This is a genomic window from Sphaerotilus uruguayifluvii (assembly GCF_013294065.1).
Taxonomy (GTDB): Bacteria; Pseudomonadota; Gammaproteobacteria; order Burkholderiales; family Burkholderiaceae_C; genus Sphaerotilus; species Sphaerotilus uruguayifluvii.
Genome location: NZ_JABSNM010000004.1, coordinates 70,866 through 96,510 on the forward strand (window position 1 = coordinate 70,866; position 25,645 = coordinate 96,510).

At 72.8% G+C, this 25,645-nt stretch carries 23 protein-coding genes; 9 read left to right on the top strand and 14 right to left on the bottom strand.

Annotation, left to right across the window (positions count from 1 at the left end; translation table 11 throughout):
• Positions 1-30: 30 nt before the first annotated feature.
• The 4 genes from HNQ01_RS05840 to HNQ01_RS05855 are packed head-to-tail and all read right to left on the bottom strand — an operon-like array spanning position 31 to position 4,205.
• Positions 31-1,416, bottom strand: a complete 1,386-nt coding sequence (locus HNQ01_RS05840; protein ID WP_173804436.1) for a sensor histidine kinase — start codon at positions 1,414-1,416, stop codon at positions 31-33.
• Complete coding sequence (locus HNQ01_RS05845) at positions 1,413-2,132, bottom strand: response regulator transcription factor (RefSeq protein ID WP_173804437.1); 720 nt, start codon at positions 2,130-2,132, stop codon at positions 1,413-1,415. Before HNQ01_RS05845 ends, HNQ01_RS05840 begins: the two co-directional genes overlap by 4 nt.
• A 41-nt stretch (positions 2,133-2,173) precedes the next feature.
• Positions 2,174-2,782: a Spy/CpxP family protein refolding chaperone gene (locus HNQ01_RS05850; RefSeq protein ID WP_173804438.1), complete on the bottom strand. Its 609-nt coding sequence runs from the start codon at positions 2,780-2,782 to the stop codon at positions 2,174-2,176.
• 52 nt (positions 2,783-2,834) lie between these two features.
• Positions 2,835-4,205: a glycosyltransferase family 2 protein gene (locus tag HNQ01_RS05855; protein WP_173804439.1), complete on the bottom strand. Its 1,371-nt coding sequence runs from the start codon at positions 4,203-4,205 to the stop codon at positions 2,835-2,837.
• Positions 4,206-4,557: 352 nt separating this feature from the next.
• On the opposite strand from HNQ01_RS05855, the gene HNQ01_RS05860 reads away from it, so the two are divergent.
• The 3 genes from HNQ01_RS05860 to HNQ01_RS05870 all read left to right on the top strand — a co-directional run bounded on the left by HNQ01_RS05860 (position 4,558) and on the right by HNQ01_RS05870 (position 8,458).
• Positions 4,558-5,541 carry a polysaccharide deacetylase family protein gene (locus tag HNQ01_RS05860; protein ID WP_217427420.1) on the top strand — a complete coding sequence of 328 codons (984 nt, stop codon included), beginning with the start codon at positions 4,558-4,560 and terminating at the stop codon, positions 5,539-5,541.
• A gap of 100 nt (positions 5,542-5,641) precedes the next feature.
• On the top strand, positions 5,642-7,186 hold the full coding sequence (locus tag HNQ01_RS05865; protein ID WP_173804440.1) for an oligosaccharide flippase family protein: 1,545 nt from the start codon (positions 5,642-5,644) through the stop codon (positions 7,184-7,186).
• Positions 7,187-7,423: 237 nt separating this feature from the next.
• A complete protein-coding gene (locus tag HNQ01_RS05870; protein ID WP_173804441.1) occupies positions 7,424-8,458 on the top strand; it encodes a glycosyltransferase family 2 protein in 1,035 nt (344 codons plus the stop codon).
• 16 nt (positions 8,459-8,474) lie between these two features.
• Here the strand turns inward: HNQ01_RS05870 and HNQ01_RS05875 are convergent, their stop codons facing one another.
• The 6 genes from HNQ01_RS05875 to HNQ01_RS05900 all read right to left on the bottom strand — a co-directional run bounded on the left by HNQ01_RS05875 (position 8,475) and on the right by HNQ01_RS05900 (position 14,971).
• A complete protein-coding gene (locus HNQ01_RS05875; protein ID WP_173804442.1) occupies positions 8,475-9,692 on the bottom strand; it encodes a GNAT family N-acetyltransferase in 1,218 nt (405 codons plus the stop codon).
• 33 nt (positions 9,693-9,725) lie between these two features.
• Positions 9,726-10,667, bottom strand: a complete 942-nt coding sequence (gene rocF, locus HNQ01_RS05880; RefSeq protein WP_173804443.1) for an arginase — start codon at positions 10,665-10,667, stop codon at positions 9,726-9,728.
• Complete coding sequence (locus HNQ01_RS05885; protein ID WP_173804444.1) at positions 10,664-11,569, bottom strand: LOG family protein; 906 nt, start codon at positions 11,567-11,569, stop codon at positions 10,664-10,666. The genes rocF and HNQ01_RS05885 overlap by 4 nt, the downstream gene beginning before the upstream one ends.
• A 22-nt stretch (positions 11,570-11,591) precedes the next feature.
• Entirely contained in the window at positions 11,592-12,368 is a 777-nt protein-coding gene (locus HNQ01_RS05890) for a HesA/MoeB/ThiF family protein (protein ID WP_173804445.1), read from the bottom strand.
• 17 nt (positions 12,369-12,385) lie between these two features.
• Entirely contained in the window at positions 12,386-13,837 is a 1,452-nt protein-coding gene (locus HNQ01_RS05895) for a S41 family peptidase (RefSeq protein WP_173804446.1), read from the bottom strand.
• Between the two features lie 108 nt (positions 13,838-13,945).
• Positions 13,946-14,971 carry an ABC transporter ATP-binding protein gene (locus tag HNQ01_RS05900; protein WP_173804447.1) on the bottom strand — a complete coding sequence of 342 codons (1,026 nt, stop codon included), beginning with the start codon at positions 14,969-14,971 and terminating at the stop codon, positions 13,946-13,948.
• Positions 14,972-15,070: 99 nt separating this feature from the next.
• Here HNQ01_RS05900 and HNQ01_RS05905 point away from each other — a divergent pair, with 99 nt between their 5' ends.
• The 4 genes from HNQ01_RS05905 to HNQ01_RS05920 all read left to right on the top strand — a co-directional run bounded on the left by HNQ01_RS05905 (position 15,071) and on the right by HNQ01_RS05920 (position 19,416).
• Positions 15,071-16,711 (top strand): ABC transporter permease, encoded by a 1,641-nt coding sequence (locus HNQ01_RS05905; RefSeq protein WP_173804448.1) that lies wholly within the window; start codon positions 15,071-15,073, stop codon positions 16,709-16,711.
• A 169-nt stretch (positions 16,712-16,880) separates the two neighbouring features.
• Positions 16,881-18,086 carry a glycosyltransferase family protein gene (locus tag HNQ01_RS05910; protein WP_173804449.1) on the top strand — a complete coding sequence of 402 codons (1,206 nt, stop codon included), beginning with the start codon at positions 16,881-16,883 and terminating at the stop codon, positions 18,084-18,086.
• Positions 18,087-18,139: 53 nt separating this feature from the next.
• Positions 18,140-19,018: an NADPH-dependent 7-cyano-7-deazaguanine reductase QueF gene (gene queF / locus HNQ01_RS05915; protein ID WP_173804450.1), complete on the top strand. Its 879-nt coding sequence runs from the start codon at positions 18,140-18,142 to the stop codon at positions 19,016-19,018.
• A gap of 11 nt (positions 19,019-19,029) precedes the next feature.
• The gene (locus tag HNQ01_RS05920; protein WP_173804451.1) at positions 19,030-19,416 is read left to right on the top strand and encodes an ArsC family reductase; all 387 of its coding nucleotides are present in this window, start codon (positions 19,030-19,032) and stop codon (positions 19,414-19,416) included.
• A gap of 15 nt (positions 19,417-19,431) precedes the next feature.
• On the opposite strand, the gene HNQ01_RS05925 is transcribed toward HNQ01_RS05920, so the two are convergent.
• Positions 19,432-20,610 carry a DNA alkylation repair protein gene (locus HNQ01_RS05925; RefSeq protein WP_286180516.1) on the bottom strand — a complete coding sequence of 393 codons (1,179 nt, stop codon included), beginning with the start codon at positions 20,608-20,610 and terminating at the stop codon, positions 19,432-19,434.
• Positions 20,611-20,688: 78 nt separating this feature from the next.
• Here HNQ01_RS05925 and HNQ01_RS05930 point away from each other — a divergent pair, with 78 nt between their 5' ends.
• The gene (locus HNQ01_RS05930) at positions 20,689-23,049 is read left to right on the top strand and encodes a transglycosylase domain-containing protein (protein ID WP_173804453.1); all 2,361 of its coding nucleotides are present in this window, start codon (positions 20,689-20,691) and stop codon (positions 23,047-23,049) included.
• Positions 23,050-23,088: 39 nt separating this feature from the next.
• Here HNQ01_RS05930 and bamE read toward each other — a convergent pair whose 3' ends face one another.
• Both bamE and HNQ01_RS05940 read right to left on the bottom strand, forming a co-directional pair.
• A complete protein-coding gene (gene bamE, locus HNQ01_RS05935; RefSeq protein WP_173804454.1) occupies positions 23,089-23,595 on the bottom strand; it encodes an outer membrane protein assembly factor BamE in 507 nt (168 codons plus the stop codon).
• Complete coding sequence (locus HNQ01_RS05940; protein WP_173804455.1) at positions 23,592-23,894, bottom strand: hypothetical protein; 303 nt, start codon at positions 23,892-23,894, stop codon at positions 23,592-23,594. The genes bamE and HNQ01_RS05940 overlap by 4 nt, the downstream gene beginning before the upstream one ends.
• An 86-nt stretch (positions 23,895-23,980) precedes the next feature.
• Here HNQ01_RS05940 and HNQ01_RS05945 point away from each other — a divergent pair, with 86 nt between their 5' ends.
• Entirely contained in the window at positions 23,981-25,390 is a 1,410-nt protein-coding gene (locus HNQ01_RS05945) for a CapA family protein (protein ID WP_286180517.1), read from the top strand.
• On the opposite strand, the gene minE is transcribed toward HNQ01_RS05945, so the two are convergent.
• Positions 25,381-25,644 carry a cell division topological specificity factor MinE gene (gene minE, locus HNQ01_RS05950; protein ID WP_037482075.1) on the bottom strand — a complete coding sequence of 88 codons (264 nt, stop codon included), beginning with the start codon at positions 25,642-25,644 and terminating at the stop codon, positions 25,381-25,383. The two genes, HNQ01_RS05945 and minE, sit on opposite strands and share 10 nt — an antisense overlap.
• Position 25,645 lies beyond the last annotated feature (1 nt).

The window sequence follows — 25,645 nt, forward strand, 5'->3', positions numbered from 1 at the left end:
CGCCGCCGACCGGCAGCAGCTCGCTGAGCGTCAGCGCCTGAGATCGCCCTCCTCGGCCGGCTCCGGCCACGGCATGCGCACCTGCACCTCCAGCCCCGGCCGCGCCGCTCGCAGCTGCAGCCGCCCGCCATGGGCCTGCGCGACCAGACGGCAGAGATGCAGCCCCAGGCCGACACCGCCCTGCCCGCGCCCGCGCGCGGCATCCGGCCGGTAGAAGGCCTCGCCCAGATGCGCCAGCGCCTCGTCGGACACGCCGGGGCCGTGGTCGCGCACCGTCAGCACCAGCTCGCCGGCCTCGCGTGCCAGGCTCACCCGCACCGGCGCGGCGCCGTGGCGCAGCGCGTTGCCGACCAGATTGCGCACCAGCAGCCGCCAGCGCGCCGGGTCGACATCGAGCCGCTCCGGCACGCCCTCGAGCGCGAAGTCCAGCGCGCGCGCGAGCGCCGACTCGTCGAGGCCGGCCGCCTCGGCCGTCTCGACCGCCACCGCCTCGACCAGCAGCGCCAGCTCGACCGGCTCGCGCTGCAGCGCCGCGTGGCCGGCGGCCAGGCGCTCGCCCTCGATCAGGTCGCCGATCAGCGCGCCCATCTCGCCCAGGTCGCGCAGCAGCGCCTCGCGCGACGCGCCGGCCTCGACCAGCTCGGCATTCAGGCGCGCGCGCGTCAGCGGCGAGCGCAGCTCGTGGCTGATCGCCAGCAGCAGCGCGCGCTTGGCCTCGAGCATGCCGTGCAGGTCGCCGGCCATGGTGTTGATCTGGCCCGCCAGGCGGCCGAGCTCGCCGCGGTCGCGCACCGGAATCGGCGCATCGAACTCGCCACGGCCGTAGCGCTGCGCGCCGGCGCGGATGTCGTCGAGCGGGCGCAGCCAGCGCCGGATCAGCGCATAGGCCGCCAGCGTCAGCCCCAGCAGCAGCGCCAGCGTCAGGCCGCCGATCGAGCGCGGCCGGTGCCGCCAGGGCACGTCGGCCAGGCCGAAGCGCAGCCGGTGGCCGTCGGGGGTCATGCGCGTCACCAGCAGCCAGCCGCGCTCGGAGCCGTCGTCGTCGTCGGCCTGCGGATCGGCCATCCAGCGCAGGCCGCCGGCACCATGCCAGGGCGGTCGCGGCGGGAAGGGCCGCTCCGGCCGGCCCTGCAGGCCGGGGTGCGAATCCCACTGCACCTGCGGCCCGTCGATGCGGATCGACAGCGGCAGCCTCGCCACCAGCGCCTGCGCGCGGCCGACATCCGGCGGCGAGCCGATCTCCTCGGCCAGCCGGTCGACATAGTCGCGCACCAGCGGCCGCACCAGGCCGCGCCAGCCGCCGCCGATCGCATGCTGCATGCCCGACATGAACACCACCGTCATCGCCAGCGCCAGCAGCACGAACAGCAGCAGCAGCCGCACGCCCAGCCGGTCGAGCGCCGCCGGCCGCTTCATGGCGCCGGCCCGGCCGCGAAGGCGTAGCCGGCGTTGCGCAGCGTCCGGATGCAGTCGAGCGGCTCGAGCTTGCGGCGGATGCGGCTGACCAGGATGTCGATCGCGCGGGTGTAGATGCCGGTGTCATGCCCGCGCAGGTGCGACAGGAGGTCGTCGCGCGAGAAGACGCGCTGCGGCTCGCCGGCCAGCAGCGCCAGCAGCTCGAACTCGGTGCCGGTCAGCTCGACCGGCGCGCCGTCGCGCCGCACCTGGCGGCGGTCCAGGTCGATCTCGAGGCGGTCGAAGCGCAGCAGGCGCGATGCCCCCGCCGCAGCGGCGGCCGGCGAGGCGGTCGAGGCCGCGGCACGCCGGCGCAGGATGGTCTGCAGCCGCGCAGCCAGCTCGCGCGGCTCGAAGGGCTTGGGCAGGTAGTCGTCGGCGCCCAGCTCCAGGCCGATGATCCGGTCGGTCACGTCGCCTCGCGCCGTCAGCATCAGCACCGGCAGGCCGGCCAGCCGCGGATCGACATCGCGGCGCAGGCGCCGGCACAGCTCGAAGCCGTCGAGGCCGGGCATCATCACGTCGAGGATCAGCGCGTCGAAGGGCTCGCGTCGCAGGCGCGCGAGCCCGTCCTCCGGACGGGTCGCGGCCTCGAGCGTCAGGTCGAAGCGCTTCAGGTAGGCCGCCAGAGGCGCGGCCAGGTGCTCGTCGTCGTCGATCAGCAGCAGGCGGGGCATGGGCGGCATCGTAGCGGCTCGATCGGCCCGCCGACGCCGGCTCAGCCGTGGCGGTGGCCGCCGAAGAAGCCCCGGCCCATCGGCGCGCGGTCGAGGAACTCGCGCACCTTGACCTGCTGCGCCGGCTTCAGGCTGTCGTAGAAGTCGCCCATCGCGGCGATGACCTGCGGCGCGGCGGCGCGTGCGGCCTGGGTGCGCTCGTCGACCAGCGCCTGGGCGCGGGTGCGGTCGAAGCGCTCGCCCTTCACCAGCTCCTTCATCTGCTCGGGCGGCAGCATGCCGCCCGGGCCGCCCGGGCCGGGCCGGCCCGGCTCGCCGCGTGCCGCCGCGCCCCCGGCCATCGCCTGGCGCTGCGCATGCATCGTGTCGAGCAGGCGCACGAACTTCTCCTTCTGGGCCGCATCGAGCTCGAGCTGCGCGGTGACGCGCTCGACCATGCGCTCGCGCATCTTCTGCATGTCGGCCTCGCTGCGCGGGCCGTCGTGGCGGTGGCCCTCCATCATGCCCATGCGCGGGCCGTCGCCGTCCGGGCCGTGGCCGCGGTCTCCGGGGCCGTCGCCGCCGAAGGGCGCGCTGCCGCAGGCACTCAGGCCGAACACGAGCACCGCACCGGAGACACCGATCAGGGAGCGCTGGATCCAGGTACGCATCGAAGATTCCTTCCGGGATGAGACTGCATTGAACATGGGTCCATCGTGCCGGTCAGATGCTGCGGCGTCCTTTCGCCCAGGTATCGTCGTGTTTCGTTTCATGTCGTTCGGGCGGGCGGGCGGCCGGCTGCGGCTGGCGACGCCAGTCCGCCAGCGCCTGCTCGGTCAGGTCCGGCCCGGCCTCGTCGGCCACGGCCAGATCGCGCCCGCGCCCGGGCAGGCGCAGCAGCAGGCGCTGCAGCAGCCGGCGCGGCGACAGCCGCCCGCCCAGCAGCCGTCCGAGCACGTCGACCACGCGGCGCGAGCGGTTCCAGACCCCGGCGCAGAGCCGGTCGCCGGGCAGCGCGTGCGCCAGCGCCAGCACCGGCCAGGCGGTCCACAGCCGCGGTCGCGGCGCCGCCGCCTGCCGCAGCAGCGCGATCGCCTCGCGGCGCTGGCCGGCGGCGATGCCGCGCAGCGCCGCCGACAGGCAGTAGTGGCGGCGCAGCAGCGCGGTCGACGCGTCCTGCGGTGCCGGCATGACATGCAGCTCGTCGAAGTAGCGCAGCTTGTTCAGCTCGAAGCGCCAGGCACCGGCTCCGGTGGCCAGATGGTCCTGCGCCAGCCGGCGGTTGCCCGCCGCGCGCTCGTGCTTGACGGCGCCGGGCAGCGCGATCATCGAGGCCTCCGAATGCCGCGCCAGCCGCGCCAGGAAATGGTAGTCGGCGGCGCTGCGGGTGGCGGTGGTGAACGGCCCGATCGCCTCCAGCGCCGAGCGGCGCAGCACCGTGACCGGCAGCCAGTTCAGGTAGCCCCAGCGCATCGCGCGAAAGATGTCGCCCTCGTAGACCCAGGCCTGCGACTGGCCGGCCGCGTCGAGAGCGCCGCGCGCCCAGGCGCCGGCCTGGCGCCGGCGCGAGTAGACGCGCAGGTAGTCGTCATCGAGCCCGGTCGGCAGGTCGAGCTCGCGGCTGCCGATCGAGCGGGCGAAGCGGCAGTAGATCTGCGCGATGTCGTCGCGGTCGTGGCGCACCGGCGGCGCGCCGTCGCCCAGGTCCTCGAGGAACTCGGTGCTGACCCAGTCGCGCTGCGGATGGGCGCGCAGGAAGCCGGTGGTCATCTCGAGGAAATGCGGCAGCCACTCGTCGTCCGAATCGAGAAAGGTGATCAGCTCGGCGCGCGCGGCCGCCAGCCCGGTGTTGCGTGCGACATACACGCCCTGATTGTCCTGGCGCAGCAGCCGGATGCGGCCGTCCAGCCCGGCCAGCCGCTCGAGCGTGCCATCGGTCGATCCGTCGTCGACGACGATCAGCTCCCAGTCCGGCATGCTCTGGCGCAGCACGCTCACCACCGCCCGGCCGATCACGTCGGCCCGGTTGTAGGTCGGCAGGATGATCGAGACTTCGGGCATGATCGGCGTGCCTTTCTGGTGGGAGGGCAGCATTCTTTCTTCAGAAAACAGCCATCATTTCGTGACATCCTCAACAGTTGAACACACTCGACCGGTCGCGGTACCTTACGGGACCGTGATCTTGATCACGATCAGGGAAGATCAGGAGGCCCCTCGGTGCCTGACGAGACCTCCGGTGGCGGACCGCCGAGTTTGACTGCTGGTAACAGAATTGCCGGTTCGGATGCAGTCCGGTGAAAATCGGCCTTCAGGTTTCGTGTTTGTGGATTTCTTTCCGCCCTGACATGGGGGCCTTGCTCCGATTCGTCCGGAACGCCGTGCCTGCTGGACAGACAATATCGATGCCCCGCGCCTGGCAAGCGGGGCCCATGGGAGTTTCCTGAAAATGGTCGCCATTGCCCGCCCGATCGCCCGCTGGTTTGTCCAGGCCCGCTATCCGACCGGGACCAACATGCTGCCCATCCTGATGTACCACCGCGTACTGAGGGAGCCGGATCCGCTGCAGCCGGACGTGCCGGACGTGCGCCAGCTCGCCGAGCAGTTCCGCGCGCTGGCCGGCGCGTTCAAGGTGCTGCGCCTGCACGAGGCGGCCGAGATGCTGCGCGAAGGCCGGCTGCCGGCCGGCGCGGCCTGCATCACCTTCGACGACGGCTACCGCGACAACCACGATCTGGCGCTGCCGCTGCTGCGCGAATACCGTCTGCCGGCGACCGTCTTCGTCGCCTCGGGCTACCTCAACGGCGGCTGCATGTTCAACGACACCGTGGTCGAGACGGTGCGCCGGCTCGACCACGGCACGATCGACCTCTCCGAGGTCGGCCTGGGCCAGCGCCTGGTCTCCGACATCCCGTCGCGCCGTTCGCTGATCGGCGAGCTGACCCGGGCGATCAAGTACCTGGAGCCTCAGCGCCGGATCGAATTCTGCGCCGACCTGTGCCGGCGCGCGGGCACGACGCTGCCCAACGACCTGATGATGGACGACCATCAGGTGCGCGCGATGGCCGACAGCGGACTGGTCGACATCGGCGGCCACACCGTGACGCACCCGATCCTCGCGAAGGTCGATGCCGACCAGGCCCGCCGCGAGATCGCCGAGAACCGCGACCGCCTGCAGACGCTGACCGGGCGCACGCCGCTGTGCTTCGCCTACCCGAACGGCAAGCCCGACCTCGACTACGCCGCAGTGCACGCGGACATGGTGCGCGAGGCCGGCTTCGAGGCCGCGGTCTCGACCGCCGTCGGCGTCGCCACCGACCAGGCCGACCCGTTCCAGCTGCCGCGCTTCATGCCGCGCGAGCGCAGCGCGGCACAATTCGTCGCCCGGATGATGCGCATGGCCACCCACCGCCACCCGCAGTTCGCGCGCTGACCCGATTTGCTACCATCGGCGCGCGCCGGCCGCCCCACCCTCTCGGGCGGGCCGGGTCGCGGGCACGCGGATGGCCGGTGCCCCAGCACAAGGATCCTGAATGAGCAACCAGTTCGGCGCCAAGGCGATGTTCCGCTCGGCGCTGCTGTCGACCGGCTCGACCTACGTCGTCTATGCCGCCGGTCTCGTCACGAGCATGCTGATCGCGCGCGGCCTCGGCCCGGCGGACTACGGGCGCTATGCCTATCTCGTGTGGCTGTCGGGCATGCTGGTGCTGCTGATGAACCACGGCCTGACGACCTCGGCGATCCGCTTCGTCTCCGAGTCGCTCGGCCGCGACAGCCGGGTCGACGCGCAGGCTGTCCACCGCTGGTTCCAGAAACGCCAGGGCTGGTCGCTGGCGGTCGTCGGCGCGATCTTCCTGGCGGCCCTGCCGGTGCTGCGCCCGGCCGGCTGGGAAGGCCACCTGGCGCTGTTCGCCGGCGTGGCGCTGCTGGCCTCGTTCTCGAAGGCCTGGTATCTCTTCAGCATCTCGGTGGCCAAGGGCTACGGCCGCTTCGGCATCGAGGCCGGCTCGGTCAGCCTGCTGGCCCTGGTCAACCTCGCCGGCGCCGGCGTGCTGGCGCTGATGGGCGCGCCGCTGAGCGGCTACATGCTGCTGTTCCTGTTCGTGTCGATCGCGCACCCGATGATGGCCGCGCGCCAGCTGCGCCAGGCCGAGATCCGCAAGGGCGGCCGCGAGGTCGAGCCGGGCCTGCTCGAGCGGGTGCGCCCGCACCTGATGTGGACGATGATCTCCACGCTGGTGGCGGCCTTCAGCAACAAGGCGGTCGAGACCTACCTGCTGAACCGGCTCGCCGGTGCCGAGGCGGTGGGCTTCTTCACCATCGCCGCGACGCTGGCGCGCGGCGGCGTCGAGCTGCTGTCGTCCGGGCTGACGACGGTGCTGATGCCGATGCTGGCCAACGCCTACGGTGCCGGCGGCCAGGAGCGCGTCAACCGCATCGGCAGCGACTCGGTGCGCTACTTCCACTTCCTCGGGCTGCTGCTGACGGGCATCGGCTTCTACTGGGCCACGCCGGTCATCGAGCTGACCTACGGCGAGCGCTATGCGCCGGCCACCTTCGCGCTGCAGATGATGGTGATCGTGCGCGGCCTGACGCTGTCGTATGCCGCGTTCGGCGCGCTGCTGACCGTCACCGACAACCAGCGCCTGCGCGCGGCCGAGTCCGGCTTCGCGATCGTCGTCAGCGCCGGCATGGCGCTGTGGCTGGTGCCGACCCACGGCCTGCAGGGCGCGATCTACGCGCACATGCTCTCGACCACCGCGGTCTTCCTGTTCACCTTCGCGTGCGTGCGCGTCGTGCTGAAGATGCCGCTGCCGCTGGGCGACCTGCTGCGCATGAGCGCCTCGGCGCTGTGCGCGTTCGCGCTGTCGATGGGCGCGCTGGCGCTGACCGAGCATCCGACGCCGATGCACCACCTGCTCGTCGGCGTGCTCTACGTGCTGACCTACCTGGCCGGCACGCTGGTCTTCAAGGTCTGGAACCAGCATGACCTGGCGATGCTCGGCCAGCTCGGCCAGCGCGTGCCGGCCTTCAAGCGCCTGGCCTTCCTGCTGGTGCCCTGGGCGCGCCATGTCTGACCACGCCCTTGCAGCACCCGATCCGGAAGGATTCCGGCCGGGTCCGGCTGCTCCCCCACGGACAGGGGAACCTCAAGGTACCCATTTTGCGTTACCTTTTCTTTCAGCAGAATCGAAATGGGAAACCTTCCCTTTTTGTCCTCGGTCTGAAATCATGTGCCGGCCATTGAAACAAGAATGAGCCGTCCTCAGGGCGGCGGCTGGAGCGGATACATGTCACCACAGCAGGACGGATCGATGCATGAGCTGATCAGCGTCGTCATCCCGGCCTACAACGCGCAGCACACGCTGAAGGCCACGCTCGAGAGCCTGTTCGCGCAGAGCTGGCCGGCCCTCGAGATCGTCGTCGTCGACGACGGCTCGACCGACGGCACCGCCGCGCTGCTGGCCTCGATGGGCTCGCGGGTGCGCGCGATCCGCCAGCCCAACGGCGGTCTGGCCCGGGCACGCGCCACCGGCGTGGGCGCCGCACGCGGCCAGCTGATCGCGCTGCTCGACGCCGACGACCTGTGCCGGCCCGACCGGCTCGAGATCCAGGCCGAGGTGCTGCGCCGCCTGCCCGAGGTGATGCTGTGCGCCGGCGACTTCGACGCCTTCGACGACCGCAGCGGCGAGATCCTGCCCGACCACGCGCGCCACTACTACGCGCTGATCGGCCGCTCGGCCGACGGCGTGCGCTCGCTGCTTCCCGAGCGCAGCACGCTGGCGCGCCAGGACGGCCATCTGGTGCCGGTCAGCCACGGCATGGCCTACGCCACGCTGGCGCACGGCAACTTCCTGCACCCGCCGACGCTGATGTTCCGCCGCGAGCTGCTCGAGCAGGTCGGCAGCTTCGAGGACGAGGCCCGCTCGATGTGCGACTGGGACTGGATCGCGCGGGCGGCGCGGGTCGCGCCGGTGGCCTATGTCGAGCATCCGCTGATCGACTACCGGCTGTCGGCGACGCAGATGTCCTCGCCGCGCCACCGGGTGCGCGCCACCGTCGACACGCTGCTGGTGGCCGAGCGCATCTGCCAGCGCGATCCGGAGTTCTACCTGCAGCAGCTGCCGGTCTTTCTCGGCGGACTCGGCCGCTTCTGCATCGACGCGGCCGATGCGCTGGTCGAGACCGACCGGCTCGAGGCCGCCCGGATGCTGCTGCGCAGCGCGACCCGCTTCGGCCGCCTCGACGGCTCGACGCTGCGGGTGCTGCTGAAGATCCTGACGCCGCGCTGGGCCCTGTCGGCGCTGCGCCAGCGCCGCGGCCTGCCCAGCCCGCAGTCGGCGGGCTGAGCGGCCCGGCCCGGGCTCAGTCGGCCGCCACTTCCTCGGCGGCCGTCGCGCCGGCGCGACGCTGGCGATGGCGGCGCATCGCCGCCTCCAGCTCGAAGCGCAGCGCCGAGGTGCGCAGCGTCGTCCAGGTCATCTGCTCGTCGAGCGTGGCCAGCGTGGTCTTGTAGCGCGACTCGCCGGCCATGAAGTCGTAGACCTCGTGGCCGAGCGCGGCGTTGTGCTGAGCGGCCAGCACATGCGCGACCAGCCCGGGCCGCGCATGCTTCTCGATCAGGCCGTACTCCAGCCCCGACTGGTAGAAGCACACCCGGCCGCGGTGGATGAAGCTGTAGAGGAAGCCCAGGTCGTGCTCGCCCGCCGCCACCCGCAGCATCTGGATCGCGCCGCTGTCGTGGTGGTGCTCGACCAGCGTGCGGTGGAAGCGGAAGAAGAAGTCGTTGGCGAAGGCGCCGGGCTGGCCGCGGCCGGTCCAGTGCGCCTGGTGCAGCGCGGCCAGGCGCTCGAGCCAGTCCAGCGCCTGCGCGGTCGAGGCCGCCGGCGTCAGCGTGAGGGCCCCGAGCTGGCCGTATTCCTTCATGCTGCGGCGGATCTGCGAACGCGAGTTCGAGCTGATCAGCTTCAGGAAGTCGCCGCCGGCGGCGCGCACCGCCTTCAGGTCGACCGCGTAGGAGCGGCGCACCCAGTCCTCGCGCTCGAGCCGGCGCGAGGCCAGCCGCGTCTCGCAGCCGGCCGGCCAGCCCGGCCCGGCCAGGCCGGGCAGCACGATCTCGGTGACGCCGCGCAGACGCCCGGCCCAGTGCGCCAGCATCGCCGCACGGACCGCGTCCGCGCCCTCGGCGTCGTCGGCGGCGACCAGGAAGTCGTTGTGCTCGATCGTCAGGATGTCGAGCTCGGGCCGGCCGGTCGCATGCAGCCAGGCGGTGCGGCAGAACGGCAGGCCGAAGCGCTGCCGGCCGGGCCCGTCGACGACCAGCGCCAGGCCGACATCGCGCTCGCCGCGCCGCGCCTGCAGCAGCCGCGGCCGGACCTCGTCAGGCAGCAGCGCCAGCCAGGTGCCGATCCAGGCCCAGCGGGTGAAGAAGCTGCCCTCGCAGCGCGCCTCCAGCGCACGCCAGCGCGTGGCCAGCGCCGCACGGAAGGCCGGATCGGACACGGGCAGCAGCGAGATCTGCAGCGGAGCCCGCGATGCAGGCGAGGCGGGCGAGGAGGAGGCGGAGGGACGGCGATGGCTCATGCGCCGATTGTCGCAGTCCCGGATGTCATCGCCTTATCCGCGCGACGACTTGCGCATCAGCGTGCTCTTGCCGAACAGGCTCTCGACCAGGTCGACCGCCAGCGCCGCGGTGCGGTTGCGCACGTCGCAGGCCGGATTGAGCTCGACGATGTCGAGCGAGGCCAGCCGACCGGTGTCGGCGATCATCTCCATGCACAGCTGCGCCTCGCGGTAGGTCGGGCCGCCGGGCACGGTGGTGCCCACGCCCGGCGCGATGTCCGGATCGAGGAAGTCGACGTCGAAGCTGACATGCAGGTGCGTGCGCTCGTCGAGCGTGGCCAGCGCCAGCTCCATCGCGTGGCGCATGCCCATCTCGTCGATGTAGCGCATGTCGAAGACCTCGAGGTCCTGCTCGTGCACGAAGCGCTTCTCGCCGGCGTCGACGCTGCGGATGCCGATCTGGCGCACCCACTTCGGCGAGATCGCCGGCACCTGGCCGCCGATGCCGGTCAGCTCCGGCGGGCCGAAGCCGCACAGGCAGGCCACCGGCATGCCATGGATGTTGCCGGTCGGCGTGATCGCCGAGGTGTTGAAGTCGGCATGCGCGTCGAGCCAGAGCACCCGCAGCTTGCGGCCGGTCTCGCGGCAGTGGCGCGCCACCGCGCTGATCGAGCCGATGCCCAGGCAGTGGTCGCCGCCCAGCATGATCGGCAGCCGCCCGGCGGCCAGCTCGGCATGCACCGCCTCGTGCGCCTTGCGGTTCCACTCGGCGACCTCGGCCAGATGGCGGTAGCCGTCGACCGGCGGCAGCCACGGGTTGGCCGGGCCGGACAGGTTGCCGCGGTCATGCACCACCAGGCCGTGGGCCTGCAGCCGTTCGCGCAGACCGGCCACCCGCAGCGCCTCCGGCCCCATCGACGCGCCCCGGTCGGAGGCGCCGACATCGGTCGGCACGCCGATCAGCGCGACCTCGCGCACGCTCGGGCCCGTGCTCACATGTCCTCCGCGAAGGCGCCGGTGGTGGTGTCGGGCAGGTCGAAGCCATAGTGGGCCGACAGATGCTCCCAGGCCTCCTCGGCGGTCTCGACGAAGCGGAACAGGTTCACGTCGCCCGGGCTGATCATGCCGGTCTCGATCAGCCAGTCGAAGTCGATCAGGCGGGTCCAGAACTCGCGCCCGAACAGCAGGATCGGGCGACGGCGGCTCTTGCCGGTCTGGATCAGCGTCATCGTCTCGAACAGCTCGTCGAGCGTGCCGAAGCCGCCGGGGAAGCACACCAGCGCGATGCTGCGCATCACGAAATGCATCTTGCGCAGCGCGAAGTAGTGGAACTGGAAGCACAGCTCCGGCGTGATGTACGGGTTGGGCGCCTGCTCGTGCGGCAGCACGATGTTCAGGCCGATGCTCTTGCCGCCGACCTCGTGCGCGCCGCGGTTGCCCGCTTCCATGATGCCGGGGCCGCCGCCGGTGACGACGTAGATCGGCGTCTCCAGCGTGCGCGAGCGCCGGGTGACGAGCGAGCCGAAGCGGCGCGCCTCGTCGTAGTAGCGGCTCATGTCGACCTGGCGGCGCGCGCGCGCGACCGCGGCCTCGTCGCCGCCCGCCTCGGCCTCGGCCAGACGCTCGGCGGCGGTCTCGGGCGGCAGGATGCGCGCGCTGCCGAAGATCACGATCGTCGACTCGATGCCGAGCTCGGTCTGGATCAGCTCGGGCTTGAGCAGCTCGAGCTGCATGCGCACCGGCCGGAGCTCCTCGCGCAGCAGGAAGGCGCTGTCGGCGAAGGCCAGCCGGTAGGCGCTTTCCGGACCGCCGTACAGCGAGGGCGGCTGTGCGGCCTGGAGTTCCTCCTGGGCCGACGGGAAGTTGCGTGCTGTCAGTTCGGGATGGGGCTTGTCCATGCCTGACAGCATAGCCGCCCGGTCACGACCTTGCCGGTTCCTTCGATGAAACACGCGCCGAGCAGACCGGACAGGCCGCGTCGCGCCCGATCCGGATCTCGGTCCACTCCATGCGGCGGCCGTCGAGCATCTGCAGCCGGCCGGCCAGCGGCTGGCCGAAGCCGGCAAGCAGCTTGAGCGCCTCGGCGGCCTGCATCGTGCCGATGATGCCCACCAGCGGCGCGAACACGCCCATCGTCGCGCAGCGCACCTCCGGCACCTCGGCCGTCGGCGGGAACAGGCAGGCGTAGCACGGCAGGTCCTCGCCGCGCGCGTCCCAGACCGCGATCTGGCCGTCCAGCCCGATCGCCGCGCCCGACACCAGCGGGCGGCGCTGCTCGACGCAGGCGGCGTTGACCGCCTGGCGGGTCGGGAAGTTGTCGCTGCAGTCGAGCACCACGTCGGCTGCGGCCACCAGCTCGGCCAGCAGCTGCGCGTCGGCGCGGCGCGCGACGGTGCGCACCGTCACGCCCGGATTGATCTGCGCGATCGCGGCGGCCGCCGACTCGACCTTCGGCGAGCCGACGCGGGCCTCGGTGTGCGCGATCTGGCGCTGCAGGTTGGTGCGGTCGACCGTGTCATGGTCGACCACCGTGATCGTGCCCACGCCGGCGCTGGCCAGGTAGAGCAGCGCCGGCGAGCCCAGACCGCCGGCGCCGATCACCAGCGCATGGCCGTCGAGCAGGCGCTGCTGGCCCTCGACACCGATCTCGTCGAGCAGGATGTGGCGGCTGTAGCGCAGCAGCTGATCGTCGTCCATCGTCCGGCCGCCCTGTCTCAGTTGGCCTTCGGCTCTTCGAGCTTGCGCTCGGTCTGCGTCTTCGACGCGACGACCGGGCGGCCCTTCAGCCGGTTGAGCGCCTGCTGCAGCTGGAAGTCGTCGCTGGCGCCGTATTCGGGCAGCTTCGGCAGCTTCGCGCCGTCCTTGGTGCCGGCGGCCTTGGAGGCCTCCTCGAGCTTCTTCAGCGCCTCCTCGCGGGCCTTCTCGCGGGCGGCGTCCTTCTTCTCGTCGCCGTTGGCCAGGTGCTTGTCGAGATCGGACTCGCGCATGCGCAGCGCGGCGAACGGGCTGCCCTCGGCGGTGTCGTCGACCAGCACGTCGGGCAGGATGCCCTTGGCCTGGATCGACTGGCCCGACGGCGTGTAGTAGCGCGCGGTGGTGATCTTCAGCGAGGTGTTGGGCATCGGCAGGCGCGCGATCTCGCTCTGCACCGAGCCCTTGCCGAAGGTCTGCGAGCCCATGATGACCGCGCGCTTGTGGTCCTTCAGCGCGCCGGCGACGATCTCGCTGGCCGAGGCCGAGCCCTCGTTGACCAGCACCACCATCGGCACCGTCTTCAGCGCGGCGGGCAGGCTGGCGAGCAGGTCGCTGCCGTCGCGCGAGTAGAACATCGGCGCGGCCTTGAGCACGCTGCGCGACTCCGGGATCTGGCCGTTGGTCGAGACGACGACGACGTCCTTCGGCAGGAAGGCCGCCGAGACGCCGACCGCGGTGTCGAGCAGGCCGCCGGGGTCGTTGCGCAGGTCCAGCACCAGGCCCTTGAGCTGCGGCTCCTTCTGGTAGATCTCGCGCAGCTGCTCGGTGAAGTCGCGCAGCGTCGGTTCCTGGAACTGGTTGATGCGGATCCAGGCGTAGCCGGGCTCGACCACCTTCGAGCGCACGCTCTTGGTCTTGATCTCCTCGCGCACGATCGTCACCGGGAAGGTGCGGTTGTCGGCCTTGCGGAACACCGTCAGCACGACCTTGGTGCCGCTGGGGCCGCGCATGCGCTTGATGGCCTGGTCCATGTTCAGGCCCTTGACCATCGTGTCGTCGATGCGGGTGATCAGGTCGCCGGTCTGCAGGCCGGCGCGGAAGGCCGGCGAGCCCTCGATCGGCGAGACGACCTTGACCAGGCCCTCCTCCATCTCGATCTGGATGCCCACGCCGGTGAACTTGCCGCTGATGCCCTCGCGGAATTCCTTGAAGGCCTGGCCCTCGAAGTAGGCCGAATGCGGGTCGAGCCCGGAGACCATGCCGGTGATCGCGTCGCGGATCAGCTTCTTGTCGTCGACCGGCTCGACGTAGGAACGCTTGACCAGATCGAAGACCGCAGCGAGCTGCTGCATGTCCTCCAGCGGCAGCGGCGACATCGCGCTGCGCGCGGTCGCCTGCAGCTGCATCGTCGCCAGGGCACCGGCGAACGCACCGACCGCCACCCAACCTGCCACCTTCAACTTGCTTCCCATCTCGGACACCTTTCGCGTCGCGGCGCCGGGCAGGCTCGCTGGCCGACCGTCCCGGTGCACATCACATCGTGCGGCCAGTATAGGACGCACCCGACATCCGGAACGAGATCAGGCCGCTGCCGCGCCCTTCAAGTCCCGCGGGAAAGTCACGGGGCGGTCGACCGCGGCACGGATGCCGATCCATTCGCCGATCGCATGGTCATGGTGGGCCGGCACCTGCGCCAGCAGCTGCTCGCCGCCGGCGAGCTCCAGCGTGTAGAGGAATTCCGCGCCGCGAAAGGCCTTGGCACGCAGCCGCGCGCGCAGCGGGCTGGCCGCGTCATGAACCACCTCGTCGGCCCGCAGCAGCACGTCGCGCCCGGCCATGCCCGCCTGCCGCGGCAGCACCGCGCTGGCCGGCGCGAGCGTGCCCTGGCCGACGAAGGTGGCGACGAAGCGGGTGGCCGGACGGCGGTAGAGCTCGGCAGGCGGCGCCCACTGCTGCAGCTCGCCGGCCTGCATCACGCCGACCGCGTCGGCCACCGCGAAGGCCTCCATCTGGTCATGGGTGACGAACAGCGCCGTCGTGCCGGTCTGGCGCAGGATCGCACGCACTTCCTGGGCCAGGCGCTCGCGCAGGTCGACGTCCAGGCTGGAGAACGGCTCGTCCATCAGCAGCAGGCGCGGCCGCGGCGCCAGCGCCCGCGCCAGCGCGATGCGCTGCTGCTGCCCGCCGGAGAGCTGGTGCGGCAGGCGGTGCGCCGTCTCCGCCAGGCCGACCAGCGCCAGCAGCTCGGCCCCGCGGCGCTCGCGCTCGGCCCGCGGCAGATGCGCGATGCCGAACGCGACGTTCTCGGCCACCGTCATGTGCGGAAACAGCGCGTAGTCCTGGAAGACCATGCCGATGCGGCGCCGCTCGGGCGGCAGATGCAGGCCGCGGGCCGCGTCGGCGACCGGCTCGTCCTCGAGCACCACCCGCCCCGCCGCCGGCCGCTCCAGCCCGGCGATCGCGCGCAGCAGCGAGGTCTTGCCGCAGCCCGAGGGCCCGAGCAGCGCACCGATGCCGCCGCGCTCGAGCCCGAGCGAGACCTCGCTGACGCTGGCGCGCGGGGCACCGGGATAGCGGACGCTGAGCTGGTCGACGTGCAGGAACATGGCGTGAACGGACGGCAACGGGGCGGGGCGCGGCAGGGCCGGGAAAAGCGATTGGAACTATCATAACCGCGACTGCCAATGCAAATCATTTCTGATCACATGACCTTGCGCCGCCCTTCCCTGCTGTCCGGCCTGCTGATGCCCGCGTGCCTGCTGCTGGCGCTGCCGCTGCTGGCGCTCGCCTCGTCCTGGCTGAGCTTCGACGCGACCGCGCTTGCGACGCTGGCGCATCAGCTCGACACCGTGCTGCCGAGCTACGCACTGGCCTCGCTGCAGCTGGCCGTGCCGGTGGCCGTGGGCGTGGCGCTGCTGGGCGGCGGCGCGGCGGCGCTGGTGACGCTGCTGCGCTTTCCCGGCCGCGACCTGCTCGAGTGGGCGCTGCTGCTGCCGCTGGCGATGCCGGCCTACGTGCTGGCCTACGTCTACACCGACACGCTGCAGTCGAGCGGTCCACTGCAGACCTGGCTGCGCGCGGCCACCGGCGCCACCGGCGCGCTGTGGCCGGACATCCGCAGCCTGTGGGGCGCGGTGCTGCTGTTCGTGCTGACGCTCTATCCCTATGTCTACCTGCTGGTGCGCACCGCGCTGCTCGAGCGCGGCGTGGCGCTGATGGAAGCCGCGCGGCTGCTCGGTGCCGGGCCGTGGCGGCGCGTGCTGCGCGTGGCGCTGCCGATGGCGCGTCCGGCGCTGGCCGCCGGCGTCGCGCTGGCGCTGATGGAGACGCTGGCCGACTACGGCGTCGGCGCCTATTTCGGCCTGAGCACCTTCACCACCGGCATCTACCGCGCCTGGCTGTCCTTCGGCGACCGCCATGCGGCGGCGCAGCTGGCCACGCTGCTGCTGCTGGTCGTGGCGCTGCTGGTCTGGACCGAGCGCCGCGCGCAGGCGCGCATGCGCTTCGCCGTCACCCGCAGCGCCGGCACCGGCCCGGAGGCGCGGCCGGCGAGGCTGCGGGGGGCCGCCGCCCTGGCGGCGCTGGCGGCCGGCCTGATGCCGGTGCTGCTGGGCTTCGTGCTGCCGGTGCTGATGCTGCTGCGGCTGGTGCTCGAGGAGGCGCTGCACGGCGAGTTCGGCCTGCCCTGGGCCCGCTTCGGCGGCTGGGCCCGGACCAGCCTGACGCTGGCGGGCACCGCCGCGCTGCTGGCCGTGGCGCTGGCCCTGCCGATGGCCTTCGCGGCACGGCTGCGCAGCCATGCGCTGCTGACGGCAGGCGTGCGCCTGGTGTCGCTGGGCTACGCGGTGCCGGGGGCGGTGATCGCCATCGGCCTGCTGCTGCCCTCGGGCTGGCTTCAGGCGCGCTGGCCCGACAGCCAGCTCGGCACGGTGCTGACCAGCACCTCGCTGGGTCTGATCTACGCCTACCTGGTGCGCTTCTCGGCGGTGGCGCTGCAGTCGCTGGACTCGGGCTATGCGCGGCTGCCGTCCAGCCTGGACGAGAGCGCACGCATGCTCGGCGCCGCGCCGCTGCGGCTGTTCGGCCGGGTCCACCTGCCGCTGCTGCGCCGCAGCGTGCTGGCGGCGGCGCTGCTGGTCTTCGTCGACGTGATGAAGGAGCTGCCGGCGACGCTGGCGCTGCGGCCCTTCGACAGCGACACGCTGGCGGTCGTCGCGCACCAGCTCGCGCGCGACGAGCGCCTGGCCGAGGCGGCGCTGCCCTCGCTGGCGCTGGTGCTCGTCGGGCTGGCCCCGGTGATGCTGCTGTCGCGGGCGATGCGGCGAGGAGACAGCACCTCAATCTGATCGCAGGACGGCGCTCCGGCCCGTGCAGCAGGTCACGGGCCCCGGAACACATCGGGTCGGACCGCCTTTTCGCGGGATTCTGGAACCTGAAATTACCTCAAGAATTCCTCTGGAGTATCCCTGGACACCTTCCGAAAACTCCGGAACGCCAACCTCAGAAGACCTGCGAATGAGCCTCCCGCATGCCCCCCGCGTGACCCTGCTGGGTCCGGACATCGACCACCGCGCCAGCCTGGAGGCCATGCTGCGCGGCCATGCCGAGGCGCTGTCCTGGATGCCGGACTCGAGCTGCTACTTCCACGACCGGCCCGCGACGGCGGGCCGACGCCTGCGCCGTGCGCTCGACCAGTTCCGCGGCACGCAGGACCCGATCTTCCGCGAGGCGCTCGTGCGCCATCTCGACGCGCACCACACCGACGTGGTGATCGCCTACTGGGGCACGAACCCGCTGGCCGACCTGGTGGCGATCCGCCAGCTGCGGCCGCGCATCCGCCTGGTGCTGATGGTGCTGTGCTATCCGCTGTCGCTCGACTCCCTCGGCGTGACGCGCCAGCACTGGCTCATCCGGCGCGCCGCCCGCCATCTCGACGGGGTGCTGTTTCCCAGCGAGGCGATGCGCGAGCATTTCCATGCGCACCGGCTGCTGGCCGACGCGCCGCAGCCGGTCGACGAGCTGATCCTGCCGCCGTGCTGGCCGGCGAGCTTCCAGCAGGCGGGCGCGCAGCCGCCGGCCGCCTCGGACGCGGCCAACCTGATCTTCGTCGGCCGCACCGACCTGTCGCACCCGACCATCCATGCCGCCGACGACCTGCGCGAGCCGATGCAGGCGCTGCTCGACGCCGGCATCGAGCTGCACCATGTGCGCTCGCCCGAGACCTCCGACGGCCACCCGCTGCGCCGGCCCTTCGAGCCGGCGACGCAGCCGGAGCTGCTGCGCCGCATGGCCGGCCACGACGCCAGCCTGATCATGTACAACACCGGCCGCTGCCGCCGTGCCGACCGCTTCGACCTGACGGTGCCCGACCGGATGATCTCCAGCGTCGCCGCCGGCGTGCCGATCGCGCTGCCGGCGCAGGGCTACCGCGCCTCGAAGGCCTATCTGGCGAAGTACCCGGCGCTGATCGAGTTCACCTCGATCGCCGACCTGGCCCGCCAGCTCGGCGACCGCGAGCAGGTCGCCGAGCTGCGCCGTGCGGCCTGGGAGGCCCGGCGCCACTATGCGGCCGAGGTGCATGGCGCCGCTCTGACGGACTTCCTCTCCGGGCTGCTCGGCCGCGGCCGCCCGGCCCCCGCCGGCCAGCCGGCCAGCCACGGCCGCGCGGCGATCGGCACGCGCCCGGCTCCGCTGAGCCGCGGCATCGACCAGGCGGCCTGAGCGGGCCGAGCCGGCCGATCGGGGCGGGGCCGCGCCCCGCTACCATCTCGGCCATGAGCGACACCCCCTCCTCCCCGTCCCCGGCCCGCGATCCGAGCGGCTCGCTGCTGGGCAAGACCGCCAGCTACCGCGCCACCTACGCGCCCGAGCTGCTGTACCCGATCTCGCGCACCCCGAAGCGCGAGGAGATCGGCCTGAGCGCAGAGCGCATCGCCGCCGGACGCCTGCCCTTCATGGGCGCGGACCTGTGGACCGCCTACGAGCTGTCGTGGCTGACGCCGCGCGGCAAGCCGCAGGTGGCGATCGCCACCATCACCGTGCCCTGCGACTCGCCCTGCATCATCGAGAGCAAGTCCTTCAAGCTCTACCTCAACAGCTTCAACATGACCCGGGTGGAGTCGCCCGAGCGGCTGCGCGAGATGCTGGTGCACGACCTGAGCGCGGCCGCCGGCGCCCGCGTGGGCGTGCGGCTGGTGCTGCCGGAGGCCTTCGACGCGCAGCCGATCCACGAGCTGTCGGGCGTGCTGCTCGACCGCATGGACATCGACTGCGACCGCTACGGCCCGCCCGCGCCCGAGCTGCTGATCGCCGCCTTCGACGAGCAGCCGGTCACCGAGACGCTGACCTCGCACCTGCTCAAGAGCAACTGCCTGGTCACCGGCCAGCCCGACTGGGGCAGCGTGCAGATCAGCTACACCGGCCCGCAGATCGACCAGGAAGGGCTGCTGCGCTACCTGATCAGCTTCCGCGAGCACGACGAGTTCCACGAGCAGTGCGTCGAGCGCATCTTCACGGACATCCTGGAGCGCTGCCAGCCGGTGCGGCTGCAGGTCTACGCGCGCTACACCCGCCGCGGCGGCCTGGACATCAGCCCCTGGCGCACCAGCCATCCGGCGACGCTGCCGGCCAACGTGCGCACCGCGCGCCAGTGAGGGAAGCGGCGATGCAGACCCCCGCGGCCCGCGTGCTGACGCTGCACGGCATCCCGAACTGCGACACGGTGAAGAAGGCACGCGCCTGGCTGGCCGCGCAGGCGCCGGTCGCCGGCGTCGAGGTGCATTTCCACGACTTCAGGAAGCAGGGCGTGCCCGCCGACCTGCTCGGGCCGGCGAGCGACGCGCTGGGCTGGGAGCGGCTGCTCAACCGCAGCGGCACCACCTGGCGCCGGCTCGACGAGGCCGAGCGGGCCGCCGTGACCGACGCGGCCGCCGCGATCGCGCTGATGCAGGCCCAGCCCAGCGTGATCCGCCGGCCGCTGGTGCGCTGGCCGGACGGCCGCTTCAGCGTCGGCTTCGACGCGGCGGACTTCGCCGCGCGGCTGGCGCGCTGAGCCCGCCGCCGCACATCAACCGCCGGTCAGCAGCTCGAAGCCGGCCTCGGCCAGCGTCTGCCCGTTGACCTGCAGCGTGACCCGGTGCCAGCCGGGATGGTGGCGTCGGGTGCTGATCGCGCGCAGCGCATGGCGGCGCACCAGCACCCGCGCCTCGCCAGGCGCCAGCGTCAGGGTCCAGCCCTTGAAGACCTTCGGCGAGGTGCGGCCGTCCGCCTTCACATGGTGGACCGCATAGTCGATCACCAGCGGCTGCGCCGACCCGGCCTGCGACTGCAGCCCGACGCGCAGCTCCACCGCCTCGCCCAGCGCGATCGCGCCGGGCCGCAGCGTGAGCGTCGCGCGGCCGGCCAGCGGCTCGCCCTGGCCCCAGGCGGCCAGCACCTGCGCGTGGCCGGCCTTGATCAGCGTGCGACTGGCGTGGCGCAGCAGCGCCCGGCGCGGCGCCGGCGCCTGCGGCAGATGCGCCTGCAGCCAGCGCAGCAGCTGCTCCGGATGATCGCGGGAAATGTCGTTGAGGTGATTGGCGACCGAGCGGCGCACATAGGCGCTCGGATCGTCCTGCAGCCGCGCCAGCAGCGGCAGCGTCGGCGCGGGATCGCGGATCAGCCCCTGCAGCCGCCGGCCCCAGGGCAGGCGCGGCCGGCTGCCCTCGCTCGCCAGCCGGCGCACATGCTCGCTCGGATCCTCGCACCAGGCGGCCAGCCGCGCCCAGGTCCGCTCCGGATGGCGCTCGATGAAGGGCCGCACCGCCCATTCGGCGGTGAAGCGCTGCGTCATCGCGTGCAGCGCGTCGAGTGCACGATCGGGCTCATGCAGGCCGCAGCGCGCCACCCAGTCGGTCAGCGGCCACACCACCCAGCCCGCCAGGCCGGCGGCCGGATCGGCCGGCCCGCGCGGCGCCTCGCCCCAGGGCACCGTGCCGGGCGGCGCCAGCGCCGCCTCCAGCGCGTCGCAGGCAGCCGCGAAGTCGTCCGCCCGCACCCGCTGCAGATGGCGCTCGAGCACCGCCGACAGATGCTGCACCCGCGCCTTGAGCTCGAGCGCGTGCAGCCCGGCGCGGGCCTCGGCCTCGAAGGCGTGGCGGTCCAGCCCGGGCAGCACCCGCGCCAGATGAAATCCGAGCTGTCCGACGGCCACTTCGTCGAGCAGGTTCCTGAGAGCTTCGGCCATGATCGCAGCATAGCGACCCATGCCTTGGCAGGGTCAGTGCGACATGCCGCGGGGTTACAGTAGGTTCCCGACCCCGCCCTGCGATCCCGAGTGCCTTTCGTGACGAAGAAGTCCGTCGTCCTGTCCTGCCCGAAAGCCCTGCGCGTCACACTGACGCTGCTGCTGGTCCTGATGCTGGCCGGTGGCGCGGCGCTGGCGGTCGCGCTGGCCCGGCTGTGGCCGCAGCTGCCGCCGCTCGACCGGGTGCTCGACTACCAGCCGCGCCAGCCGCTGCAGGTCTACACGCTCGACGGCGTGCCGATCACCCAGTTCGGCGAGGAGCACCGCGAGTTCGTGCCGATCGAGCGCATTCCGCCGCTGCTGCGCCAGGCGGTGCTGGCGGTCGAGGACCGCCGCTTCGAGCGTCATCCCGGCGTCGACCTGATCGGCATCGCCCGCGCGCTGCGCGCCAACCTCGTCGGCGACGGCCTGCGCCAGGGCGGCTCGACCATCACGCAGCAGGTCGCGCGCACCTTCTTCCTGACGCCGAACCGCACGCTCGAGCGCAAGCTGCGCGAGGCGCTGCTGGCCTTGCAGATCGAGCACCGGCTCGACAAGGCCCGCATTCTCGAGCTGTACATGAACCAGATCTACCTCGGCCAGCGCAGCTACGGCTTCGCCGCGGCGGCGCGGACCTACTTCGGCAAGCCGCTGCAGGCGCTGACGCTGGCCGAGACCGCGATGCTGGCCGGGCTGCCGCAGAACCCGTCCTACGCCAATCCGGTCGTCAATCCGGCCCGCGCGCGGGCCCGCCAGCGCCTGGTGCTGCAGCGCATGCAGCAGGCCGGCCTGATCGACGCGGTCGCCCGCGCCGAGGCCGAGGCCGAGCCGCTGGCGATCCGCCTGCCGCTGCAGGCCGAGGTCCATGCCGAGCACCTGGCCGAGCTGGTGCGCCGCCAGGTCGTGGCGCGGCTGGGCGAGTCGGTCTACACGCAGGGCTACCGCATCTACACCACCGTGACCGCCGCCGAGCAGCGCGCCGCCCATGCGGCGCTGCGCCGCAGCCTGCTCGAGCACGAGCGCCAGCAGCCCTGGCGCGGTCCGGAAGGCCACGAGACGCTGCCCGAGGTCGCGCCGGCCGCGCTCGGCCAGGCCGCCTCGCAGCTGCTGCGCGACCACGCCGACGACGAGGACCTGCGCGTCGCGCTGGTCACCGCCACGCGCGCCGACGGCCTGAGCGCGCGCCTGGCCAGCGGCGAGGCGGTCGAGCTCGGCGCCGAGGGCGTGCAGCGCATCCATGCGGCGCTGCAGCCCCAGGCCCCGGACGCGCTGGCGGTGCGCCGCGGCGCGGTGGTGCGCCTGGAGCGGCGCGAGATCGGCGGACGGCTGCAGTGGAGCGTCGCGCAGTGGCCGCAGGTCGAGGGCGCCTTCGTCGCGCTCGACACTGCCAGCGGACGGGTGCGCGCCCTGGTCGGCGGCTTCGATCCGGGCCGCGCCGGCACCGATCACGCGACCGGCGCGCGCCGGCCGGCCGGGCTGATGCTGCGCCCCTTCGTGCTGTCGGCCGCGCTGGCGTCCGGCGTGACGCCCGATGCCCGCATCAGCGACGCCAGCCTGGGCAGCGAGCTCACCGTGACCGCGGCCGGCCCCGCCGCCAGCGCGCCGGCCGATCCCGGCATCGCGCCGGCCGATCTGCTGCGCGCCAGCCACCCGCGCGCCGCGCTGCGCCTGGCGCAGCATCTGGGTGCCGAGCGGCTGCCGGGCTGGCTGATGCGCTACGGCTTCGATGCCGGCCGGATGCCGGCCGACGCCGCCGAGCTGCTCGACGGCTCGGCCACCACCACGCCGCTGGAGCTGGCACGGGCCTGGACGGTGCTGGCGCGTGCAGGCGCCGATCCGGTCACGCCGGTGCTGATCGACCGGGTCACCGACGCCACCGGCGTGGTGATCTACCGCCCGCCGCCGCTGCCGCCCCACGATCCCGACCGGCCGGCGGTCGAGCCGCGCAACATCTTCCTGCTCGGCACGATGCTCTCCGGCGCCGGCCCCACGGCCCTGCCGGACAGCGAGACCGCGCCGCCGCTGCGCGCCGACCTGCTTGGCCAGGGCTGCAGCCTCGCCGGCAGCGGCGACAGCTGGTTCGCCGGCGTGCACAGCCAGGTCGCGGCGGTGGCCTGGATCGGGCCGGACGGCACGGCGGGGCCGGCCGCGCTGGTGCCGCAGCCGGTGGCGGTCGTGCGTGCGCGCGAGATCTGGAGCGCCTACATGGCCGGCGTGCTGGCGGAGGTGCCGGTGTGGCCGCCGCAGCCGCCTCCGGGCCTGGTGCGCCAGGGCGAGACCTGGCGCTACAGCGAGCAGGCCGACGGCGAGGCCCCGCGCATCGGCTTCGCGCCGCCCGGCCCGGCGGCGCTGCAGACCGCCGCCGAGCCACCGGCGCTGACGGCCGCACCCGCCGCCGCCTCGGCCGCACCGGCGCTGTAGTTCCGCCGCTCGCGCGCCGCGGACCGCCGGGACGGCGGATCAGCGGTACAGGTCGCGCGGATCGTCGAGCGCCGCGGCGCCGGTCACGCGGCCGTCGAAGTCGAAGGTCACCCGGAAGACCTTGCGGGTCGGTCCGTCGCGCCAGCGCCAGTCCCAGACCTCCTCCTTCTTCAGCGCATAGGCGTCCTTCAGCGCCGGACGGCCCAGCAGCGCCTGCACCTGCTCGACCGTCATGCCCGGATGCACCTGGGCGAAGGTCTCCGGCTGCAGCGTCTGGCGCAGCGCGACCAGGCGGCCATCGGCGCCGATCGTCGCGAAATGGTTGGTCGTGCCCTCGGGCTGGCCGGAGAACTCGAGAACACGCGTGCCGTCGGGCTGACGGTGGATGTCGAGCGGCGTGCCCAGCTCGCGCAGCACGTCGACCTCGGTGGCCGTGCCCGGCTGCAGCCGCTCGTCGCGACGCGCGTCGCAGGCGACCAGACCCAGGGCCAGCAGCAGCGCACCCAGGCCGGCGCCGGCGCGCACGATCCGGCGCGAGCGGCTCATCGGGCCACGCTCCGAACCACGGCAGAAGCAGGCGCCGAGGCCGGCACGCCGGCCCGGGTGGGCTCGAGCTGCATCGGCAGCGGCAGCTCGCCGCCGCGCTGCCAGGCCCTCCAGCCCAGCCAGCCGACGACCCCGGCCAGCACGACCAGCAGCAGCGATGCGAAGATGCGCAGCCAGGCGGGCACGTCGGCCGTCGAGACCGGCTGCACCCGCTGCCAGGCCTGGTAGGAGCTGTCCCCCGGATCCCGGCGCCCTGCAGACGGGCGCCGCCGCGATGTGCCCTGTTCTCGTTCCTTCACTGCCGACTCTCCCTGACGACCTCGGTGACTTCATGACGGATTTCATGACCGACGCCATTATCCGCCGACGTACCACGCTTGTGCCGATGCCGAGCCCGGTATCGCGCCGCAGCAGCCGGCCGGGCGCCCGGTGGGCGGCGCTGATGGCGGCACTGCTGCTGCCCGCGGCGGCCGGCGCCGGGGCGCTGGTGCGCTGCCATGTCGACTACGGCGGCGAGACCCGCGTCGTCGAGCTCGACGAGCGCGCCGATGCGCTGGGCACGCCGGCGCAGCCGGTCGGCTCCTACTTCCTGTGGCGTGCGGTGCTGCAGCGCGACGGCCGCACGGTCGAGCTGCGCGTCGACACCGATGCCGACCGCGATGCCGACCGGTCGCCGCTGCCGCTGCACCAGGGCCGCTTCCGGCTGCCGGAGCGTGCCTCGGCACGCGCGGCCGACGGCGGCTTCACCGGCTGGCAGCGGGTGCACGAGCCGCTGCGCGACGGCGAGCTGCAGTACGCCTGCGAACGCACCGCCACGCCGCTGCCGGCGGCGCCTCGCCCTCAGCCGGCGCGAACGGGCCGCCGACCGGCCGCCGACGCCACGGTGCGCCTGGTCTTCGCCGGCGACCTGATGCTCGACGACGGGCCGGGCCGGCTGATCGCGGCGGGCGGCGATCCGCTGGCGCCCTTCGACGCGCTGCTGCGCCAGGCCGACGTGCGCATCGGCAACCTCGAGTGCCCGATCGCCGCCGGCGGCACGCCGCTGCCGAACAAGATCTTCAGCTTCCGCGCCGACCCGGCGGTGGTGCGGGTGCTGCAGGGCCGCTTCGACGCGCTGTCGGTGGCCAACAACCACGCCGGCGACCAGGGCCCGGCCGCCTTCGTCGAGACGCTGGAGCGGGTGCGCGCGGCCGGCATCGCGCCCTTCGGCGGCGGGCGCGACCTGCGCGAGGCGCACCGGCCGCTGTGGATCGAGCGCGCCGGGCTGCGCATCGCGCTGCTGGCCTACGACGAGTTCAAGCCGCGCAGCTTCCGCGCCGGCCCGTCCACGCCCGGCGTGGCCTGGAGCGACGACCTGCAGGTGGTGGCCGACATCCGCGCCGCGCGCCAGGCCGGCGCCGACGTGGTGATTCCCTTCATGCACTGGGGCTGGGAGCGCGAGCCGGAAGCGGGCGAGCGTCAGCGCCGCCTGGCGCGGCGCATGATCGAGGCCGGCGCGGACGCGGTGGTCGGCGGCCACCCGCATGTCACCCAGGGCGCCGACCTGGTGGCCGGACGGCCGGTGGTCTGGAGCCTGGGCAACTTCGTCTTCGACGGCTTCGAGGACTTCGCGCCGGCGCGCCGCGGCTGGCTGCTGCGCATGACGGTGGACGCGCAGGGCGTGCGCGACTGGGACACGGTGCAGGCCGACCTCGACCTGCAGGGCACGCCGCATCCCGACCTGCAGGCCTGGACACCGTGCGGACGACGCGGCGTCGGCACGGTTCTGCGCTGCCAGGCCGGCGCTCAGCGCTGAGGCGACTCGGGCAGCTCGATCTTGACCTCGAGCACCTCGAGGTTGTCATGGCGCTCGAGGTGGACCTTGACGTCGTTCGGGTGGATCGCGACGTACTTGGTCACCACCGCCAGCAGCTCGCGCTGCAGCGCCGGCAGGTAGTCGGGGCTGGAGCTGCGCGAGCTGCGTTCGTGGGCCAGGATGATCTGCAGCCGCTCCTTGGCCACCGTCGCGGACTTCTGCTTCTCGCCGAGCATGAAGGAAAGAAACCCCATC